The sequence below is a fragment of the Sulfurimonas sp. genome (assembly GCF_026988655.1).
Taxonomy (GTDB): domain Bacteria; phylum Campylobacterota; class Campylobacteria; order Campylobacterales; family Sulfurimonadaceae; genus Sulfurimonas.
This window is the reverse complement of record NZ_JALSKT010000013.1, coordinates 1-21,797: the sequence shown is the minus strand read 5'-3', so window position 1 is coordinate 21,797 and position 21,797 is coordinate 1. Positions and strand designations below refer to the sequence as shown.

Here is a 21,797-nt window from a genome sequence, read left to right as displayed (position 1 = left end):
GGCACCTCCAGTTATTTAACAATTTACTACTACAACGTGGATCTTTGGCAGAGTTGGTCGAATGCACCGGTCTTGAAAACCGGCGAGGGTCATACCTCCCAGGGTTCGAATCCCTGAGGGTCCACCATACAACAACACTTCAAAAACACCCTAAAACACGAAACAAATACAATTTTACCTCATTTCAAACTAGCTAATTTTTTATTTATTTCACTAAAAAACACTTCATATAGAGTTTTACAGTCTGTAATTTACTCCATTCTAAATCAAGTCTTCTATTTTATGTTAAAAATACAAACTATTATCTTCAGTTAAGTATTTGTTCAGTATTATGTTGAATAATCATTCATATAAGAAAGAAGGAGTTTATTATGGCAGATGAAATATCATATGATTTGCTTTATGAAAAGTTTCAACAAAGAATAGAAGGCTTAAAGAGAGAAACCCCAATCAATGAGGAAACACCTCTTGAAGATGTTTTAAAGAAAGAAGGTTTTTCAAGACGAGACTTCATGAAGTGGGCAGGAGCAGTGACAGCTATGTTGACACTGCCATCAAATTTTACACCACTTATAGCAGATGCTATTAAAGTGGTTGATAGGCTACCTATCATTTGGCTACACATGGCGGAGTGTACAGGTTGTAGTGAAGCACTTCTGCGTTCGGCTAACCCAACAATTGATAGTTTGATTTTTGATCATATTTCCTTAGAGTATCATGAAACACTTATGGCAGCTGTCGGATGGCAAGCTGAAGAAAACCTTGAACATGCTATGGAAAAATACAAAGGAAAATATGTACTTATGGTAGAGGGTGGTATTCCAACTGCTGATGATGGTGTTTATTTAACTGTAGGTGGACATGGAAAAAAAGGGAAAGATATAGCAAAAGATGCATCGGAACATGCAGCAGCTATCTTTGCCATTGGTACTTGCTCTGCATATGGTGGAGTACAAGCTGCTATTCCAAATCCAACAGGTGCAGTGGCACTGAGTAAAATTACCGAAAAACCAATTATTAATGTTCCTGGGTGTCCTCCAAGTGAATCAAATATCGTCGGTACACTTATGTACTTTTTACTTTATGGAAATCTTCCAGCATTAGATGTTTATGATAGACCAAAGTGGGCGTATAGATTGAGAATCCATGACCTTTGTGAACGACGAGGACACTTTGATGCAGGAGAATTTGTCGAACAATTTGGTGATGAAGCTGCAAAAGATGGTTTTTGTCTTTATAAAGTAGGTTGTAAAGGTCCATATACATTTAATAATTGTTCAAAAAACAAGTTTAATGAAGGAACTTCTTGGCCTGTACAAGTTGGATTTGGATGTATGGGCTGTAGTGAACCAGACTTCTGGGATGCTATGGGTACAGTTAATGAACCCCTTAAAGATAGACTGTACAATACAACTTTCAGTGGCTTAGGAGCTGATGCAACTGCTGACAAAATTGGAATTGGACTCTTAAGTGTAACAGCTGTAGGTATTGCAGCACATGCAGCAATATCAGCAATAAAACCACCCAAAGAATAAAAAAAGGAGTAATTATGTCAAAAAGAGTAGTAGTAGATCCAATAACAAGAATTGAAGGGCATTTACGTGCTGAAGTTGTTGTCAATGATGATGGAGTTGTAGAGGATGCTTATGTATCTTCTACATTATGGAGAGGTTTGGAAGTTATTGCAAAAGATAGAGATCCACGAAATGTGCCTCTTTTAATGCAAAGAATTTGTGGTGTATGTACTTACTCCCACTATCTAAAAAGTACTATGGCAGTTGAAGATGCATTAGGAATTAAGATACCTTTAAATGCTGAGCTTGTGAGAACACTTATGAATGCGGCACTTTTCATGCATGATCATGTTGTGCATTTTTATCATCTTCATGGTGTTGACTGGGTTGATATTGTTTCAGCACTTGATGCTGATGAAGCAAAAGCAAGCAAATTAGCATTTAAATATAGTGACAATCCTGTAGGCACAGGAGAAAATGAGCTCAAAGTAGTTAAAGAAAAAGTAGCAAAACTTGCAAAAAGCCCACAAGGTCTTGGTCCATTTGCAAATGCTTACTGGGGTCACAAAACTTATAAATTTACTCCTGAACAAAACCTCATTGCGCTCTCTCACTATCTTAAAGCTCTTGAAGTACAAAGAACTTTAGCAAAAATGATGGCAATTTTCGGTGGAAAAAATCCACACCCGCAGTCATTAGTTGTTGGTGGAGTAACTTGTGTTATGGATATTTTAGATCCTGCACGCATGAGTGAATATCTCACAAAATACAAAGAGATGGCAGTATTTGTTAAAAATGCTTATATAGCAGATATTAAAATGGCTGCTGAAATGTATGCAGATGAACCTTCTGTTACAAAGCCTATTGGTGTGAAGAATTTTATGTCTTATGAAGAGTTACTTGTCGGAAGAGAAAAATACCTTTTTGAAAGTGGCTATATACTTAATGCTGATCTTTCAAAAGTATTTGAAATTAATGAAGACCTCATTACAGAAGAGGCAACACATTCTTGGTATAAAGATGATAAGGCCTTGCACCCATACGAAGGAAAAACTAATCCAAATTATACTGGTTTTGTAAAAGGTGAAAGTGTTGGTCCTGACGGGAAGATGATTCACTCTGAAAATATTGATCCAAAAGGAAAGTATAGCTGGATTAAGTCACCACGATATGATGGAAAACCTATGGAGGTTGGACCTCTTGCAACACTAGTTGTAGGATATGCAAAAGGAAATAAAGAGATTAAAAAGTATGTTGACAACTTCTTGCAAGAGACAGGATTGCCAGTAGAAGCACTATTTACAACACTTGGAAGAACAGCCGCAAGAGCTATTCAGTGTGAACTTATTGCAGACCATGCTGTAGAAGCTTTCTATAGTCTTATAGAAAACCTGAAAGTTGATGAATCAACATGTACACCTTATACAATAGATAATAATAAAGAGTACAAAGGCCGTGGTATGGGTGAGGCTCCACGAGGAATGTTGAGCCACTGGATTCGTATCAAAAATGGTGTGTGTGAAAACTATCAGGCAGTTGTACCATCTACTTGGAATGCAAGTCCAATAGATCACAACGACGTTAAGGGACCTTATGAAGCAGATTTAATTGGACTAAAGATAAAAGATCTCTCTCAACCTTTAGAGATTATAAGAATTATTCACTCATATGATCCTTGTATTGCTTGTGCGGTGCATGTTATGGATACAAAAGGAAATAAATTGAGTGAATATAAAGTAAATCCACTCTATGGTAGCTGTGGTGTATAAAAGGAGTAGGTAATGGAAGCTGTTCATAAACAACATGAAGCAGACGAGAACTGTGTAAATAGGGAGATGGAATTTTCTCCTGCTTACAGATGGCAACATTGGATTAGAGCTTTTTCTATTGTAGTGCTCACAATAACTGGTTTTTATATTGCAGACCCTTTTGTAACACCAATACAGAGTGCAGAACCTGATAACTTCATGCAAGCACTGTTTAGAAGTTGGCATGAAATTTTTGGATTTATACTAATTGCTGTTGTTTTATTAAAAAGTTATCTTTTTATTTTTGCAAAAAGATATAAAGGTGAAATGATTTCAATAAAAGATTTTTTAAATCCTAAAGTATGGATGCAACAAGTTGGTTATTACCTTTTGGTATCTAAGCATCCTCACTTAAAAGGGACATATAATCCTTTACAGTTTATTGCATATATGGGGTTTTATACACTTGTTTTTATTTTGATAATTACAGGATTGATTTTATATGTACATGTTTATCATGAAGGATTGGGTGCTTTTTTCTATCCATTTATGCGTGAACTAGAAGTTTTACTTGGCGGTTTGGCATGGGTAAGAGAGTTGCATCACATTGCTATGTGGGGTGTTATATTATTTGTAACTGTCCATGTTTATATGGCAATTTATAATGCAGTTTTTGGTAAAGATGGTTCTATGGATGCAATTTTTTCTGGTATGAAATGGCATAAAAAACATTAAATACTAGTTTAGAAGGAGAGGATAAACTCTCTCCTTTTTGAGTGATATTTAAAAGAGGAGATTATTATAAAAATATTAATTTTAGGTATAGGAAATGTACTTTTTGGAGATGAAGGTGTTGGTGCACATATGGCAAATATGCTTAATCAAAAGTATGAATTTGTCTCCAAAGAGCATACTATTGATGTTGTAGATGGTGGCACACTAGCAACTCGGCTCATTCCTATTATTACAGAGTATGATCATGTTATTATTATGGACTGTGTAAGTGTTGATGATGCGAAAATAGGTGAAGTGTACTTTTTTGATTTTAACAAAGTACCCGACTATATTACATGGGAAGGAAGTGCGCATGAAGTTGAAATGCTACAAACCCTTCAAATGATAGAACTTATGGGAGATTTACCACCAACAAAAATTGTGGGTATTGTTCCATATGTTATAGGAGAGAACTCTACATTTGAAATGACACCAGAAGTGTTAAAAGGAGCAAAACTCATGGAAAAAGTTGTGATTGATTTTGTTCGAGAGTTTGATGTCAATATAGAACTGAAAAAAGAGTTGACCGTCAATGATGTAGCGAGTCAGACATATCTTCTTGAAGGGTTTTAAATGCTAGTACTTGAGTATAAGATAGACTATCGATCCTCCTCGCAGGTATATGAGAAAATTTTTTTAAAAACACTTCAAGAGTTTGGGCTAGAGGGTAAAATTTTTAGAGATGGTTTTCTGCTGCAATGTTATGTTGCTGTAAAAGAGAGCGCTATAGATGAGTTAGAAGTTTTTGTTGAAACATTCTCAAAGAGACTGCCTTATAGTATTTTTTTACATAAAACAGAAGTAGTCAGTGTTGTAGAGATACCGAAAAAGGATTCTTTAGTTTTAGATAAAAGAAAAGTACCACTCCCTTTTTGTCTTGATTGTTTAGCAGATGTTAGTAATGAAAAAAGCGAAAATTACTATAATATTTTTACTGCATGTAAAGTGTGTGGTTATGATGTTACTGGCGAAGCCAAGAATTACAAAAAGGATTTTGTAACACTAGCACAGAAAATAAAAGAGAAACAAATTGTACAGATAGATACATTTTACGGAAGATATAACGTCGGTCTTCCTTGTGAAATTTGTAATAGTGTTGCTTATGATTTACTCGTATATGATTATGCTACAGTGAAAAAATATACAGATTCACAAGAGTATGAATACAATGCCCTTGCCTCTTTTGAAAAGCCCTTGGTAAAATTAAAAACAAATTTACAGTTTAAAAGTAATTATGACTCCTTACAAAAAGAGTTGCTTCGCTTTAAGTTACCTGATGATTTCATCTTGCATCTTCTCATGGAAGAGTTGCATAAATTAGAAGAGGATATTCTTTTTATAACACAAGAAGCGATTGCTTTTGATACTACTGTCTCCTTTTTTCCAGAACAAGAATCGATTGAGCCTATTGAAGTGGTGGTCTCAGAAAAAAACTCTGTTGTTGTAAAGGGAGAGAAGGGAATTCCAGAATTTCCTGTTGAGATTGAGAGTGTTGTGCCTGCTGTTGGTGCTTTATACTCAATTATTAAAGAACATAAACTTAAAGATGAAAATATAGTCGGTATTTATCTCAGCAAAGAGTACAACAATAGCATTATAGTCTATGGAAAGAAATATGGTGTTGTAGAATACCTCTCTTTACGTTTTACATTTCAATCCATAGCCGAACTCTTTGAACAGATGCAAGAGAATGAAACTGCAGCTCGATTATTAAAAAATTATCGTGAAAAATTTCCAGAACTCTATGAAAAAATTATCACTTTTTCTTGGGAAGATGCAAACCTCTCTATTTACAGAATTTGGGGGATTATTGCTATTATACTCGGATATAGTGAGGATTTGGATATTATAAAAGGTTCGCAAATCATAGAAAACAATAATCTCTCATTTTTAGGAAAAAAAGGCCCCCGTATAGACTATAAGCTTGAAAAAATAAATGACAAGGTGACTATGAATCCTCTTTTGATTATACAAAGTGCTATGAGTTTTCGGCTTGCAGGTGTTGATGAGCTTACACTCTCATATGGTATTATGGAAAGTTTTGTAGAGTTTTTATCTAACGAACTCGATACAATAAAAAATAGTATGGGTGTAACAGCAGTTGCTGTAGCGGGATCGCTTCTTGAGAATAAAAAACTTTTTGCTCGTCTCGACCTTGATTGTTCAATCAATCATCAAGTTTATTATAATAATGAATTGCCAGTTGATGGACGAAATATATTTTATGGGGATTCTCCAAAGGTTGATTAATGTCTAAAGAAAAAAAGAAAAACTCTATTCTTTTAGCATCATTAGAGATATTTACCAAACAGGGATTTTATAAAACAACGATATCTCAAATTGCAAAACATATAGGGATTAGTGTTGGAAATGTTTATAATTATTTTCCCTCTAAAGAGTCTTTAGCGAAAGCTTCTATTGTTTTTGTTACAGAGAAATTAGCAACTATTTTACATAATATTAACGCTCAGGATATTCCAGCAAAAGAAAAAGTTGCTTGTTTTGTAGAAGAATACTTAGAATTTTTGCAGAAGCACCCAGAAATGATAGAGTATTTTTTTAGAATTTATCTTGCTAACAGAGAAGTCTTTTATCAAAGTGATGACTCTGGTTTTTCACTTGCAGAATCATTTATCAAAGAGCTTGAAAAACTTGTTACAGACGGTATTGCATCTAAAGAATTTGCAAATCAGGATTTTTATATCTCTTTTGCCTGTATCTCAGGGATTTTAGGAGGTATTACCTTCTTGCATGGTGAAAAGGTTTTGCAAGCAGACTTAGCACAATATAAAAAAAACTTAGCCCATGCAATCTGTAAGTCCCTCAGCTAAATAACATATATTATAATATTTTTTATACAAATCACTTATAATTTACATATTTTTTAAGAAATTTATTTAATTTTAAACTTAATATATCTATACTGTTGTTCTACTGATAGAATAAACAGTATATTTAAGGAGAGAATATGATGAAATATAGAAACATAGCACTTGCTGCTATTATTGGATTAGGCTTACTAGGTTCTGCTGCAAATGCTGACACTTCTAAAGGGCAAAGACTATACTTAAAAAAACTTAAAAGTAAATGTGGTTTTAATGGCGCAATTTTTGCCGCAAAGCATACACAAGCAGAATGGGAAGAAGCTAAAGAGAGTGGAAAACTCAAAGATGTAATGATTGAAGTATGTCCAGGTGGTAAAAAGTTCTTTGATAGTCCAAAATTTGAAAAAAGATATTCTGAACACTTATATGATTTTGTACATGATTATGCAAGTGATAGCGGAAATGTTCCTTCTTGCTAAACCAAAGTAATACTAACGATTAACATAAATAACAAAGGAGTTATTATGAAAAAAACACTATTATCTGTTGTTGCAATAAGCTTATTAGTTTCAAGTGCTAATGCTGAGGATATATCTGATTTAGAATCTAAAGTAGATATGCTTACTAAAAAATTAGAAAAATTAGAAAAAAAGCAGCAAAGAAATACAAAAGCTGTTTCAAAAGTAAATGCTTTAGCTGCACAAGACAACATCAAGTTTAATGTAGATTTAAGAACATCATACGATGCTGTAAGTTATGAGGCGACGGATGGAAAAACATACGAAAATACTTCCGGACTTTTCTCAAATCGTTTATGGCTTGGCATGGGGTATGCACCTACAAGTAACATGACATTTATAGGTCAACTTGCTTTTAATAAAGCTTTTGGTGCAAGTTATGCTCAAAGAGCTACAGGAGCAGGTTTTGATACTTTTGACTGGGTTATCAACGAAAACCTTACTGATGATACTATAAAACTTAGAGAAGCATATTGGATATGGAAACCTACTGTTGGTGGTCTTAAGACAACTTTTAGTATTGGTCGTCGTCCTTCAACAAATGGCTTTTTAGCAAATTTACGAGAAGATGATGCAAAAGAAAAGTCCCCACTCGGACATGTCATTAATATGGAGTTTGATGGTGGAAGTGCCGCTGTTATGCTCGACAAATATGTTCCTGGTATGTACTTTAAAGTATGTCTTGGCCGTGGTCTTACAAACGCTGCAAGTTGGGCAAATAATACAGGAATGAATTATATTACTACTACAACAGGTTTAGACACTTCTGATTTTGCTGGATTTATTTTTGTGCCTTATGATGATGGTCAATACAGAGTAAAAACTACGGCGTACAGAGGTATGTCACTTCCAGGAATGAGTACGAACGGGACACCAACTCCAACAGATGATTTTATGAAAACAATGGGCGATGAAGATGGTGCTGCTATCTCTTTTATGGTCAATGGTATCGGTGATGAAATTAATGATTTTCTCGATGATACTATAGTTTTTGCTTCTTTTGCAACATCTATTTCTCATCCCGATGATGGCGAAGCAATGATGGGTTCTACCGATAGCAAAACAGGTACATCTTACTGGATAGGTACACAAATGCCAAACTATACGGGTGGACATTTTGGGCTTGAGTATAACCATGGTAGTAAATACTGGAGACCATTTACATATGGTGAAGATACAATGATTGGTTCAAAAATTGCTGTTCGTGGTTCAGCATATGAAGCATATTGGACACAGCCTTTAGTAAAAAAAGGTAGTAAAGATATTTTTTCTATGCAAGTACGTTATACTTATTTAGATTATGACTTCACAGGTTCAAATGGATTCTTTGGCGATTATGGTACACCTTATGAGATTGACAGTCCTCAAGCAATTGGGATGAATGCCGTAAAAACTGCACAAGATATTCGCGTTTATTTTAGATATAGATATTAATCCCAAACATATCACAAAAGAGTTTCTTTTGTGATATGAACAATACATTTTCTCTTCATCAAAGTTCTTCCAAATACTTTTTTTATAAAAGAAACCTTTAAGATTATATGTAGTAAACTTTTTAAGTAATCATATTTATTATAATAATAATTTGTATTATTTAAAATAATAAAAAAAGGAAAATATAATGGAAGTAGAAATTTCAAGAAGAAAATTTCTTCAAGGTAGTGTTGCTCTGAGTATTCTTGGTGGAGCTACACTTGCTTCAAACAACTTACTCGCATCAACAAAAACAGATATAAAAAAAGAATACACTTTTAAAGAAGTACCAACACTATGTGAAATGTGCGTAAATAAATGTGCAGCATTTGCTAGAGTTGAAAATGGTATCGTTACAAAATTAGACCCAAATCCTCATTTTCCAAAATCTAAAAATATGCTCTGTCCTAGAGGTGTGGCAGGAGTTCATGCTCTTTATGATCCTGATAGATTAAAGTATCCACTTATTAGAATTGGGGAAAAAGGGGAAGGAAAATTTAAGCGTGCAACATGGGATGAGGCATATGAAGCTATCTTAAATGGAACAGATAAGTTTAAAGGACTAAAAACAATTTTAGAAGAGGAAGAAGATAATCGTTCTACCATAGGGTACTGTTCGGGTGAAGGTATGGCAGAACATACTTATAAAAGTTTTATGGCAGATAAGTTTGGCTCCACAAACTTTGTCAACCATGCGTCTATCTGCTTGCAAACAACACTCTCTGGGTACTCGCTAACTATTGGAGGATATGGACAAGCAGATTTGGAAAATGCCTCTTATGTCATTATGGCTGGGGCAAATAGAGCTGAGGCTATTTTAACACCAGATACGATGGACCTTTTTAAAAGAACACGAGGAAGAGGTGCAAAACTTATTGTCCTTGATCCACGCTTTACAAATACAGCAGCTCAAGCTGATGAATGGCTTTCTATACAACCAGGAACAGATTTAGCTTTTGTATTAGCACTTACCTACGTTGTCCTAGATGAAGTACTCTACAATAAAGAGTTTGTCAAAACTAATATGAATTCTTTTGAAGAATACAGAAAGCATATTCTAGAAAGCAACTATACGCCTGAGTGGGCTGAAAAGATAACAGGTATCCGTGCTTCAATGATTCGAAAAGTAGCACGAGAATTTATGGAATCAGCACCACGTTCTATCTACTATCAAGGGCGAAGAACAGCTTGGAGTAAACACGATTTTCAATTACGAAGAGCACAAGCAATTTTTAGTGCCTTAGGTGGGGGTATAGATACAAAAGGCGGTATTATTTTTGGAGCAAAAGTTCCTCTAGGAAGTCATACAATCAATGCACCTATGTACGCCAATTCTCTCTCAAGAATAGACACAAAAGAAGCAGCTATAGTCGGACTCAGTGGTACTTGGATAGGCTTTAGGAACATGATAGTAGAGGATAGAACTCCATACCCTATTCGAGGTATGTTTGTTTATAAACAAAATCCAATGCTTAGTGTACCCAATGTTGCAAAAACTAAAAAGATGCTAGAAAAAATGGATTTGGTTGTCACTATAGACACTATGCCTAGCGATACTGTTATGATGTCAGATGTTGTTTTACCTGAGTGTACCTATCTAGAGAGGGAAGATCCTGTAAAATCATTTGGAGGGACGCAACCTTCAATTGTTCTGAGAAATAAAGTTATCGACCCTATGTATGAGACAAAACCTGTAATGGAAATTATGAAGGGATTAACAGAAAAAATTTCTAAGCCTCTTTTTGAAATCACAAAGAAATATGATGAAGATGTTCAAGATGAAATTGAAGAAAGAGGAGAAGAAGCAGTCTATTTTGAGGATGGATTTGACTTAACAGATGCTTTTAACAAATCTCAAGAAGAAATTAATGAACATTTAGTAGTGAGTGTGCATGGCGAAAAAGCTTATCACTCACTTAAAGAAAAAGGCGTTTATTATCCAGAGATGGAAAAATATTTTAAACAAATTTCAGAAAATGAATATGAATATTACCCAGAAGATAAAAAATACTATACTGTAAAAAAAGGTTCAACAATTAAAGATATGCCAATTGACAGTTGTATAAGCGAGAAAGAGATAGCAGCTTTGAAGAAAAAGTTTAAAACTCAATCTGGAAAAGTAGAGTGTGTACTTGGTTTTATGAAAAGAAAAGGATTAGATTCAATGCCAACATGGCACGATAAATATCTCGTACCAACACCAAAAGGTAAATTTAAATTTGTCACAGGTAGACATGCACAATTTACACAAAACTCTACACAAAATAATGTTATGCTCTTAGACTTAATGCGAGAAAATTATCTCTGGATAAATGATAAGGAAGCAAAAGAGAAAGGAATATCTTTTGGTGACCTTGTTGAAGTAGAAAGTAGTGTTGGTAAAATACAAATTAAGGCTTATCCAACTATAAAAATAATTCCTGGAGTCGTTTTTTATGTACATGGCTTTGGAGCTGAGAGTACAGGACTTACTTTCGGTTACAGAAATGGAGCAAGCGATAATATGATTATTGAAGATACTATAGAGCCAGTATTTGGAAGTGCAGTAATGCATGAGACAATTGTCGATATAAGGAGAGTGTAAAATGAATTTTGCAATGGCATTAGATTATCAAAATTGTATAAACTGTAAAGCATGTGAAATTGCATGTAAAGAAGAAAATGGAGTACAGCTGGGTGCTGATAAGCAGAGAATCTGGGTTGGCGTTACAGAAAACAGTATTTTCGGTCGACCAATCTTAAGTCTTTATCCTTCTCAATGTAATCACTGTGTTGATGCTCCATGTGTAGATGTATGCCCCACAAATGCAAGCCATTTTGCAGATGGTGGTTTAGTATTAGTAGATCAAGAGAAATGTATTTTATGTAAGGGATGCATGGAAGCATGTCCATATGATGCTCGTTTTGTTGATGATAAAGTAGCTGCAGTTGATAAGTGTACATTCTGTTTTGATACAAGAATATCACAAGGAAAAGCAACAACAGCATGTCAGGCAACTTGTCCTACGAAGGTTCGCTTATTTGGCGATCTTGATGATGAAGAAGGTGAGTTAGTACAACTACTCAAATCACGCAAGTTTTTTGTATTAAAAGAAAATGAAGGAACAGTTCCAAAACTTTTCTATCTCTTTCCAGAGCATGATGATCATTTTGCTCAAAACTCTATAGGGCATGAAACAACAATTCATACTTGGGAGACATTCAAACCTCTTATTGATATGGCAAAAGCAAAAAGGAGTAAACAATGGACAAGTTTATAATTGCAGGTTTAGAAATCAATAAAACTTCACTTAAGGAGCTGTTTTTTAACAAGACTATGTTGCTTGCTTATCTTTTCTTGATTCTTGGATTTTATGGTGTGTATGAAGTTTTTGATGAACGATACTTCTCTTTAACAGCGAATGCACGGGATGCAGGTTTGAATCCTGGAAGTAGAGAAGTTGCTATGGCTATGAAAGAAGCAATATTTGGTGATGGAGGAGAAGTCAAAAGGGAAGCACCATGGACACTTTATATCGTTAATTATATGTATATGATTTATACAGGAAGTGCTATAATATTTTTTGTAGCCCTTGCAGAACTGTTTAATGTCCAAATCATTAAAAAAACGGCAGCAGGCTTCATGACTTTTGGTCTTAGTATGGTTTTTGGAGGGCTTTTTACTATTGCTGTAGATTTAAATATTTTACATATGTTATCGATGTTTCTCACCCCAAATATTACAGCAGGAATGTGGCTTATGTTACCATTGTATGCCATCTATATTCCTTTTGTCTGTTTTGAAATTTATCTTTTACTGACAAAAAATAAAACATTAGTAAAAAAAATTGCATGGATTATTTTACTTATAAGTATTGTGATTGACCTTGTTGAGTACTATATTCAAGCCAAACTTTTTGATATGAATACAGCACGGCATCTTTGGACAACTTATCCACTCTTGACACTCTATTTTATTGTTTCTGCATTTGTTGCTGGTATTGCCGTTATGTTACTCTATACTTTTATTGTATATAAAGAGAAATTACAAGAAGAATTTATGAAACTTGTGAATTTTTTGCGTATTTCTCTCCTTTATTGTATTGCTTTGTTGGCAATGTATGAAGCAGTAGCTTATCTTTTTATTGATAAAAAATGGGGTGCCATTATCCTCTTTGGTGAGTTTAAATATTATTTTTATATCTATTTAGTGTTTGCTGTTGGTTTGCCTTTTTTATTGAATTTTAAAAGCCATACCCATAAAATATTTATTATTTCAGGAGCATTTTTTGCTGTTATTGGTACTTATATTGGACGTTATATTTTTGTTTATGGTGGGAATGCCTATCCTATGAGTAACCGTTTTGGTACAGGATTTGAAAAATATTCTGAATATGAAGTGGTCAAAGAGTTTTTATTCTTTTTACCTCATTTTTCAGAAGTACTTGTAGTTATTGGATCTTTAGGAGTTGTTTTAGCTGCATATAAATTTCTCGATACTCTATTGAGTGTTTCCACTGTTTCACAAGAACATTAATACAATATTTTTATACGCAATATGTTTCATTGCGTATAAAAATCCGAGGCATATGTTATTTAACTAAACTCGTTTCCCATCCATCGTATTGTCCCTGAGATTTTTCACTCATGTCTATGATTTTCATTGTAATCGCATCTATGTTGTAATAATCTGGTGCGTCTACTCTATAAAACTTTAATCCAAATTTTACCAATTTGTCAGTAAGTTCAATCTCTTTTAAAGTTTTAAATCCTTCAACTTCCATCAGTTTTTTAAAAGACTCTTTATCTTCACTTGTATTAAAATAGATAGTATGTTCTATCGCTCTTTTTGCTTGTAAAGTATCTCCTTCTTCTTGAAGTTGTGCGCAAGCATGTCGATTTGTAATAAGTTGCCATTCTCTTAATGTTGGAAAAAGAAGTTTCGTATAAATCTCCCACTCCATATCCATCTTTGAACCGAACTCAAATTTATAATTTTTAAAATAAGCCATAGTATCATCAACAATATTTTTCCATTCAAAATCAAGTTTGAGATAGTAGATAAAATTGACTTCGCCTTTTGTAATAATCCGACCAATATACTGTCCTGCCTTATAGCGAAGAGACTCCATCTCTAGTCTGTCTTCTATAAAACCTATGTCGTCGGACTCTTCTTCATCAACTAGTCCATCCTCTTTAGGAGTATTCAGCTTCACCTTCATAAATGCCATATACGGATATTCTTCATCTGGCACATAGTCAGATACCCCTGCATTAAATGCTATCATTGCTTTATTACCCTCCAAGGGTTTCATGTAACCTTCCCAATACTCGTGCATATTTTCTCCTTTATTCCATCTCTAAACTCATGAGGTACATATCTTCCCCATCAATTACTTTTATATCTACCGATTGACATTTTTGACAACAGTATTCTATCTTTTCAAGTTCGCTTATCTCCCCGCAACTATGACACTCTATTGTTATGGGCTGTACATTTATAATAAATTCTGCTCCATCGCAAATAGTTCTCTCTTTAAATGTATTAAACGCCACCTCAAGAAGATGAATCTCTATACCACTCATTACACCTATTTTTGTAATGATTTTTGTAACCTTCGTCGCATCATTCTCTTTTGCTGTATTTTCTATCTGTTCTAGTAGAGCTTGAACAATACTATATTCATGCATATTTTTTTCCTTCTTTTAAATGTTGGGGTGTTTTTGTAGGGCAATTTTTATAAACAAAATTTTTTCGTAAAGTGTGAAATTCACTCGCAGGCTCCCAAAACTCAAGGTACATCCTCTCTATCTCTCTCTTTTTGCATAACTGCATCTTCTCTCTCTCAAGCTCAAGAATATCCTGTTTTTCCCAGATCTTCTCTTGAGAGTAACTCTCTTTTGCAAAGCTATGGAGTTTCTCGTAGTAGCTCTCTTTTTGAAAAACTCTATCGACCATTCCGAGTTTCAAGGCTCTTTGTGAAGATAAAGGAAGCATTGTATTAAGCAATTCCTCTGCTACGCTCTCTCCAACTCTTTTTGGCAATGTATACGTGTGGTACTCACTCCCACTCAGACCTATAGTTTTGTAGTGAGGGTTAAGTGTTACACTCTCATGTGCTACTACTCTGTCACAAGCAAGGGCTAAAAAGAGACCACCCGCTCCTGCATTTTTTGCTAAAGAAGCTACAGTGATTATCTCATCAGCTTCTAAAATAGAGCCTATTAAATCATTCATAGCGTTTATGTTGCTCCAGCCATCTTCACCATTCTTTTTTGAGTCTTCTAAGATGTTAAGATGGATACCATTACTAAAAAAGTCAAGACCTCCAACAAGGACTAAAACCTCACACTCCTCTTTAAGATACTCTATGGCATATTTTAGCCGTATGCACTGCTGCGCACTCATAGCACCATTATGAAAGTTAAAACAGAGATAGGCTACATTTTCTCTCTTCTCTACACTTATCTCATAAAATGTAGCGTAGCTTTTGTCAAAAAGCAGAGGAAGCCTACTCTCTTTGACTCCGCTTAACTTCTCTTTTAAAACATAAGTAGCCGGAAGCTTAAAGCTGTTTTTTGCTTTTAAGTGGCTTATCCAGATAGCACCATCTATTGTTCCTAAGCATATTGCCCCATCGCGTTTTGCTACTATCTCTTTTGGTTTTCCTGCTAGCTTTTCCTCTAGCCATGCCCCAAAAAGATGGCACTCTACACCCATTATCTCATCTTCTACACCTGGATAACTATCGAGAAGATTTATCTTATGGATAATTTCTAAAGAACTTTCATTGTTCCAATTAATCTTGATAAGTGGTTTTTTATGCAGAGGTCGAAGACTTTGTGGTATTTTAAAAGCACTTCCATAATTAATTAAAAATTCATCTATCCCACTTAAATATGCCTCTTTTACCTCATCTCTATAAAGAGAAGCTTTATATGTATCTCTCACTTTAAAGCTTCTCTCAATATAAATATCCCCTCCATCATAAAGTGCACTCGCCTCTAAAATACTCACTCCCCACTCTTGATGTTGCAGTGCATTCTCTAAAGAGTAAGCCCCTCTATCGCCTTTGGGGCCAGGGTGAAAAATAAAGGTCGGATAGTTCTCATAAATCTCACTCTTTAAAAAAAAGTGCAGATAGGGGCAGAGTATAATTTCAGGAGTAAACGTCGCTATTTCTTGAAGAATTTGCCTATCTTCTATGGCAAATACTACACAAAGTGTGTGACCCCTATCAAGCATCCTTGTGTAGAGTACTTGAGTAAGTGAGTTAAAGGAGCTGACTATAAGAGCGATTTTCATAGAGTTTTAACAGATACGGGGTAGGAGTTCGCCAGTAGGTGCATCTAAAAACCGTTTTGTTCCATAAGAACTTTTTAAAATCACTTTTTTTGGATACTGATCACTCACAGTTGCAATCTCTACTGCGTTTGCAGAGTTCTCAAAGCCATGCAATACCTCAAGTGCCTTCTGTGCATCCTCTTTTTTGATGGCTAGAACAAAGGTACCTTCATTCGCAAGATTGACTGCTTCAAAGCCTAAAATTTCACAAATCCCATATACTTCTTCTGAAACAGGAATCGACTCTTCATCCACTTCTATACATATATTTGATTGTGTTGCCCACTCATTGAGAACAGCACTTACACCACCACGTGTAGCATCCCTAAGTGCTGTTATTTTTACATTTGCTTCTATAAGTGCTTGAACTTGATGCGTTAAAGAGGCACAATCACTCTCCAGCTTTGTACTCAACTCTATGCTCTCTCGCGCTGCAAATATTGTCGCACCATGACATCCTATATCACGGCTTACTATGATGACATCATCTTCTGAGATAAGATTAGAACTTATACCTTTTTTCTTTATTTCACCAATTCCGGTAGTATTTATAAAAATCTTATCAACACTTCCACGAGGAACAACCTTTGTATCACCACTCACAATAATGGCACCATTGTTTTCTAACTCTATCTTCATAGAACGAACAATTTTTTCTAATTCGCGTACAGAAAAACCCTCTTCTATAATAACACTACAAGTAAGGTACTTTGGCTTTGCACCCATCATAGCTAAATCGTTACAGGTACCACAAATTGCTAGTTTACCGATGTCTGCTCCCGGAAAAAAAAGGGGACTTACAGTAAAGCTATCGGTACTAAATGCTAGCTCACCTCCGTGAATAACAGCAGCATCTTCACTTTTTTCTAATATCTCATTTTTAAAAGCCTTGTAAAAAACTTTAGAGATAAGTTCATTGTTTTCTTCACCGCCATTTCCCATGGCTAAGGTTACAGTTTTATTCATATTAAATTTCCATATTTATAATAAGCAGCACAAGCACCTTCGCTACTTACCATACAACTTCCTAAAGGTGTACTAGGCTTACAAGCAGTTCCAAATATAGTACACTCTTGCGGTTTAGCCATACCTCTAAGAATATCACCACATATACAAAGCTTATGATCTTCTATCTCATCCTTAGGAAGAATATCAGCATAAATTTTTTCTGCATCTATAGCTGAATATTCACTCTTAAGTCTATAGCCACTTTTTGGAACATTTCCTAGTCCACGCCACTTAAACAGAGATGCTTTTTCAAAATACTTTTCTATAAGTTTTTGTGCCTTTATATTTCCATCGTGTGTCACTAAGCGTTTATACTCTATCTCAAGTTCACATCTCTCTTCATTAAATTGTTTCACTATCATAAGTATTGCTTCCATCACATCTACTGGCTCAAATCCAGCTACTACAACAGGTCTGTTATACTTACGTGGGAACTCTTCATATATTTTACTCCCAGTGATTACACTTACATGAGAGGGTCCTAAAAAGGCATCTATTCTATTGTTGTAACTATCTACATGCTCATCACGAGAGTCGATGAGCTCCACCATCACCTCAGGCACTGTTACATGATTAATATGAAAGAAAATATTTTTAATACTGCGTTTAAGAACGATATCTATAAGTGCAGTTGTCATTGGGGTCGTTGTCTCAAAACCAATGGCGAAAAAAATTATCTTTTTTGCTGGATTTTCTTCAGCGATCTTCAGAGCATCAAGGGGAGAGTATAAAAATCTCACATCAGCACCCTTTGCACGAGCATCTTGTAAGCTCCCTCTACTTCCAGGAACTTTTATCATATCGCCAAGCGTTAAAAGTATGACATCCTCTTGTTCTGCCAGTGCATAAGCATGATCAATTCTCTCCTTTGGCATAATACAGACAGGACATCCCGGACCATGAATAAAGTTGATATTTTTCGGAAGTAATTGAGGCAAACCAAATTTCATAATAGAGTGCGTATGACCTCCACACACCTCCATAATATTTATCGGTTTTTTGAGTTTTTTCGCCTCTTGCTCGATAAGCTTTGCAAACCCACTTATTACTTCAGGATCACGAAATCCATCATAAAGATCTTTCAGTTGTAGTTCACTCATCTACTGACCTCTATTTTCACAATTGTCATCATTGATGACCATCTGCCTTCGTTCCTCTTCATCAAGTTTTTCTAGTATTTCATTATAAACTTTCAGTGACTCTAGAGCATCATCTTCGTCTATCTTGTTCATAATAAACCCTATATGGAGCAAAACATAATCACCAACTTTTACATCCCCCTCTTCCATAAGTTCAAGACCAGCCTCACGAGTAACTCCCATCGTGTCAACTTTTGCAACATTACGCTCCACGTCTATACTTACTACTTTACTTGGAATTGATAAACACATATTAGTCCCTCATCTTTCTTTTAAATTCTATCCAGTCGATTACTCTTTGAATAGACTCTTTATCTTTACTATTTACTTCTAAAATATCTACACCTGGCTTAATCTTACGAGCCTCTTTTTTTTCATGTTCAATATCATAATCGAAGTATTCTATTAAATCCATCTTCGTTATAAGAATCAAGTCTGCTTGACGAAACATTACTGGGTATTTCTCAATCTTATCACTTCCTTCTGGAACAGAAACAAGAACAATATTTAAATGACTACCTACATCATAAGAAGCGGGACAAACAAGGTTTCCAACATTCTCTATAAAACATACATCAATCTCATCAAGTGGCATATCGTGGAGCCCTTCGTGAACCATAAAAGCATCAAGATGACATGCTGACCCTGTTTGAATCTGATAAGCAGGAATTCCTTTTGCCTTTATTCTATCTGCATCACGAGAAGTCTCTAAGTCTCCCTCTATAACGCCAAATTTAAAATTCGCTAGTTCTGCCATCTGTTCAAGCAATGTCGTTTTTCCACTTCCTGGAGAACTCATTAAGTTGATACTTAAAACATTATTTTTATCAAAATGGGCACGATTATGTCCAGCCTCATGATTATTTTTATCAAGTATTTTTGTAATAATACTTATGGTTTTTTTATCATTTAATTGAGGGTTATGGTGCAGTGTCTCGTGAGCTGCTTGATGTTCATGAGAATGTGAATCTTCCTCTGAATGTTCATGTTTATGATGATGGCTATGCCCATCTCCTAAAGTTGTTCCTGTTATACTACATCCGCAATCTGCACACATATATTATTTCCTTGAAAATTTATTTTAGCTATTCTTTATAGTGTATACTATCTTATGTAAATTTAAACTAAAACATATAGTTTCTTATCTATTTTTTGTACTACTTCAAATCAATTTTCTGCATTGCAGTAATGCCAAATAAAAGATCAGCACTTCTATAAACAAATAGAATCACACCTACAGAACCTATTACAATAGCAATCTCACTTAAAGGAGGCATAAAGAATATAATATCTTTTACCTCTTTATACTCTCCATATTTTTCAAACCCTACTCCAAATCTATCACTCATGGGGTAAGCATTTCCTCCATATACAAAAATTGCCTTTCCTAAATAAGTTCCAGCAATAATTGAAAGTGATGCAATCAACTTGAAATAATTATGCATATAATGTTTAAACAAAAGTACAGCAGGAATAATAGCAGCCAAAAGGATATAAAGGTAAAAATAGTATTTGAAACTTCCAAATAGAATGATTTGTGCCCATTTTTTATCTATAAATAAATAAGAAACAACTTCGTAACTACCAAGTGCCACAACAAAAGCAAATGCTATTCTCTCCAAAGTATACATAAGAATAATATTTTTGCAAACAATATATGAATAGAGACCCATAATAGCAATGGAAGCTGCAAATGAGGATATCATAAAATATAAGGGAAGCAAAGGATAGCTAGTCCATAAATGTCGTGCTGAATTCATATTAAATAATTTTGCTTGAATATAAAATTCTACAAACTCAACTAAAAGAGCTACAATAACAATTAAAAAAGCAACTTTTTTAATCCACTTTTTTTGATGATTTACTATCAAATACACTTCTAAAATAGCCAAAGGTATTATAACCATGTAAAGTGGTAGCATAAGCCACATTCCAGAATTGTACTGGGGAGATAAAACCATCCAATGTAGGTTTAGAACATTTAAATCTGCCATAATAGTGAAAAGACCTGCAAGAACCATAGAGAGACCAAGCGTTAAAAAGCCGGCAGCAGGCTTAAGAATGATTTCTACTTCAAACAGCTCTGCAACAGCTACTAAAAATATAATACCTGAACCAACATAGATCATATACATATAATTTACAATATACAAAGACCATGGGGATTCCCGTTTAACTTCACCACCTGAACCAAAAACAGCTTCTTTCATGGCCGCTGCCATCTCCGTGCTTGCAGGGTGTAGCCCTGCATCTAAAGCTGTTGCTGAGAGTAAAAAATACCTTTCATAAATCATCTCAACTAAACCAAACGCAGCTATTGCCAAAAAGAAGTACGAGATAAGCATAACCCTATCTGTCAATAATAGTTTTAAGTTCAGACCATTTTTTCTTAAATTTATTTTGCTGTTGCCTTCCACTGTGCTTTCCTTTTTGCTTTTGCTTTTTCTATAATAGGCCGATATGTCTCCCAAGTATATATCTTTGTATCTTTAGCTACAGAGTTTATCGTAAAATAGTCATCATGTTCTGGTAATAGATAAAAAAGCTTCGGTACAGTTCCCTCATCCTCTTTAAGCACATAAAACTTTCTTTTTTTAAGCATTTGAATCAAGTCAGATTCTTCATCATCTATATCCCCAAAAACTCTTACTTTTGTAGGGCATGTTGCTTGACAAGCTGTAGTCATCTCGCCATTGACGAGTCTTGTGTCATAACAGAAATTACACTTATCTACAGCTACATGTGTATCATCAACAAAACGTGCATTATAAGGACAAGCCTCCATACATCCCTTACATAAAATACATAAGTCCTTATCCGTCATGACTATTCCACCTAATCCAAAATAGCTTGAACCTGTTGGACAAACACCAACACAAGGCGCATCCAAACAGTGGTTACACTGTGATGGATGAAGTGAAACAGATGGTTGCCCAAATATACTTGTTTCCACCTGTGTAATCCATATACGTTGTTTATCTGCACCCAATTGTACACCATTTTCTTCTTTACAGGCAACTTCACAGGCCTTACAGTCTATACAACTTTGGTAATCTAAAGACATTGCATAATTCATACTTCTACTCTCCTAATGTCAACAAGCGTTTCATGCATGGCTGCTGAGCCAAAAACAGCCTCTGTTGTATCTTCTATTATCATATTGTCACTTGCACCATTTCGATAGCCAAAAGTAAGTCCTGTAGACTCTTGTCCAAACCCATGAACATAAAAGACCACATCCTTAATGATTTTAATAGTGGGGTATGCTTTTATATGTATTGTTCCAATTGAACTTGTCACTTCAACTAAGTCACCATGTCCTATTCCTTTCTCCTCAGCCTGTTCTTTATTTATCCAGAGATAATTTTCTCTCATCATATCTAAGAGCATAATGTTATTTGCAGTGGAGTTCTGCGTTTGCAAGGCATGTCGGCCTGATACAAATTTAAATTTTCCCTTCGGTGCTTCTTTATA

21 protein-coding genes and 1 tRNA gene are annotated in these 21,797 nt (G+C 34.9%); 12 read left to right on the top strand and 10 right to left on the bottom strand.

Features of this window, described 5'->3' with window-relative positions:
- The first annotated feature begins 38 nt into the window (after positions 1-38).
- The 12 genes from MV052_RS01330 (at position 39) to nrfD (ending at position 13,368) form a co-directional block, all read left to right on the top strand.
- Positions 39-127: transfer RNA gene (locus MV052_RS01330), tRNA-Ser, on the top strand.
- 244 nt (positions 128-371) lie between these two features.
- Complete coding sequence (locus tag MV052_RS01325) at positions 372-1,535, top strand: hydrogenase small subunit (protein WP_297440214.1); 1,164 nt, start codon at positions 372-374, stop codon at positions 1,533-1,535.
- Between the two features lie 14 nt (positions 1,536-1,549).
- Positions 1,550-3,283, top strand: a complete 1,734-nt coding sequence (locus MV052_RS01320; RefSeq protein ID WP_297440212.1) for a nickel-dependent hydrogenase large subunit — start codon at positions 1,550-1,552, stop codon at positions 3,281-3,283.
- A 12-nt stretch (positions 3,284-3,295) separates the two neighbouring features.
- Positions 3,296-3,997 (top strand): Ni/Fe-hydrogenase, b-type cytochrome subunit, encoded by a 702-nt coding sequence (cybH, locus tag MV052_RS01315; RefSeq protein ID WP_297440211.1) that lies wholly within the window; start codon positions 3,296-3,298, stop codon positions 3,995-3,997.
- A gap of 66 nt (positions 3,998-4,063) precedes the next feature.
- On the top strand, positions 4,064-4,609 hold the full coding sequence (locus MV052_RS01310; protein WP_297440216.1) for a HyaD/HybD family hydrogenase maturation endopeptidase: 546 nt from the start codon (positions 4,064-4,066) through the stop codon (positions 4,607-4,609).
- Complete coding sequence (locus tag MV052_RS01305; protein WP_297440210.1) at positions 4,610-6,286, top strand: hydrogenase; 1,677 nt, start codon at positions 4,610-4,612, stop codon at positions 6,284-6,286.
- The gene (locus MV052_RS01300; RefSeq protein ID WP_297440209.1) at positions 6,286-6,867 is read left to right on the top strand and encodes a TetR/AcrR family transcriptional regulator; all 582 of its coding nucleotides are present in this window, start codon (positions 6,286-6,288) and stop codon (positions 6,865-6,867) included. Before MV052_RS01305 ends, MV052_RS01300 begins: the two co-directional genes overlap by 1 nt.
- A 137-nt stretch (positions 6,868-7,004) precedes the next feature.
- On the top strand, positions 7,005-7,340 hold the full coding sequence (locus MV052_RS01295) for a cytochrome C (protein ID WP_297440208.1): 336 nt from the start codon (positions 7,005-7,007) through the stop codon (positions 7,338-7,340).
- 45 nt (positions 7,341-7,385) lie between these two features.
- A complete protein-coding gene (locus MV052_RS01290; protein WP_297440207.1) occupies positions 7,386-8,813 on the top strand; it encodes a DUF3373 family protein in 1,428 nt (475 codons plus the stop codon).
- A 187-nt stretch (positions 8,814-9,000) separates the two neighbouring features.
- Positions 9,001-11,436, top strand: a complete 2,436-nt coding sequence (locus MV052_RS01285; RefSeq protein WP_297440206.1) for a molybdopterin-dependent oxidoreductase — start codon at positions 9,001-9,003, stop codon at positions 11,434-11,436.
- Between the two features lies 1 nt (position 11,437).
- Complete coding sequence (locus tag MV052_RS01280) at positions 11,438-12,112, top strand: 4Fe-4S dicluster domain-containing protein (protein WP_297440204.1); 675 nt, start codon at positions 11,438-11,440, stop codon at positions 12,110-12,112.
- A complete protein-coding gene (gene nrfD, locus MV052_RS01275) occupies positions 12,097-13,368 on the top strand; it encodes an NrfD/PsrC family molybdoenzyme membrane anchor subunit (RefSeq protein WP_297440201.1) in 1,272 nt (423 codons plus the stop codon). Before MV052_RS01280 ends, nrfD begins: the two co-directional genes overlap by 16 nt.
- Before the next feature lie 55 nt (positions 13,369-13,423).
- Here the strand turns inward: nrfD and MV052_RS01270 are convergent, their stop codons facing one another.
- The 10 genes from MV052_RS01270 to MV052_RS01225 all read right to left on the bottom strand — a co-directional run.
- Positions 13,424-14,170 (bottom strand): DUF695 domain-containing protein, encoded by a 747-nt coding sequence (locus MV052_RS01270; RefSeq protein WP_297440199.1) that lies wholly within the window; start codon positions 14,168-14,170, stop codon positions 13,424-13,426.
- A gap of 10 nt (positions 14,171-14,180) precedes the next feature.
- Positions 14,181-14,522, bottom strand: coding sequence for a hydrogenase maturation nickel metallochaperone HypA (hypA, locus tag MV052_RS01265; protein WP_297440197.1), 342 nt, complete (start codon positions 14,520-14,522; stop codon positions 14,181-14,183).
- Complete coding sequence (locus tag MV052_RS01260; protein ID WP_297440195.1) at positions 14,515-16,077, bottom strand: enoyl-CoA hydratase-related protein; 1,563 nt, start codon at positions 16,075-16,077, stop codon at positions 14,515-14,517. The genes hypA and MV052_RS01260 overlap by 8 nt, the downstream gene beginning before the upstream one ends.
- 66 nt (positions 16,078-16,143) lie before the next feature.
- Positions 16,144-17,142 carry a hydrogenase expression/formation protein HypE gene (gene hypE / locus MV052_RS01255; RefSeq protein WP_297440193.1) on the bottom strand — a complete coding sequence of 333 codons (999 nt, stop codon included), beginning with the start codon at positions 17,140-17,142 and terminating at the stop codon, positions 16,144-16,146.
- Positions 17,139-18,284: a hydrogenase formation protein HypD gene (hypD, locus tag MV052_RS01250; protein WP_297440190.1), complete on the bottom strand. Its 1,146-nt coding sequence runs from the start codon at positions 18,282-18,284 to the stop codon at positions 17,139-17,141. Before hypD ends, hypE begins: the two co-directional genes overlap by 4 nt.
- The gene (locus MV052_RS01245; RefSeq protein WP_297440188.1) at positions 18,285-18,575 is read right to left on the bottom strand and encodes a HypC/HybG/HupF family hydrogenase formation chaperone; all 291 of its coding nucleotides are present in this window, start codon (positions 18,573-18,575) and stop codon (positions 18,285-18,287) included. It abuts the gene before it with no gap.
- Position 18,576: 1 nt separating this feature from the next.
- A complete protein-coding gene (gene hypB / locus MV052_RS01240; RefSeq protein ID WP_297440186.1) occupies positions 18,577-19,380 on the bottom strand; it encodes a hydrogenase nickel incorporation protein HypB in 804 nt (267 codons plus the stop codon).
- Positions 19,381-19,480: 100 nt separating this feature from the next.
- Positions 19,481-20,740, bottom strand: a complete 1,260-nt coding sequence (locus MV052_RS01235) for a polysulfide reductase (RefSeq protein WP_297440184.1) — start codon at positions 20,738-20,740, stop codon at positions 19,481-19,483.
- Complete coding sequence (locus tag MV052_RS01230; RefSeq protein WP_297440182.1) at positions 20,719-21,399, bottom strand: 4Fe-4S dicluster domain-containing protein; 681 nt, start codon at positions 21,397-21,399, stop codon at positions 20,719-20,721. Before MV052_RS01230 ends, MV052_RS01235 begins: the two co-directional genes overlap by 22 nt.
- Positions 21,396-21,797, bottom strand: a 402-nt coding sequence (locus MV052_RS01225; RefSeq protein WP_297440180.1) for a molybdopterin dinucleotide binding domain-containing protein, incomplete at its 5' end; no start/stop codon positions are given. The genes MV052_RS01225 and MV052_RS01230, both read right to left, overlap by 4 nt.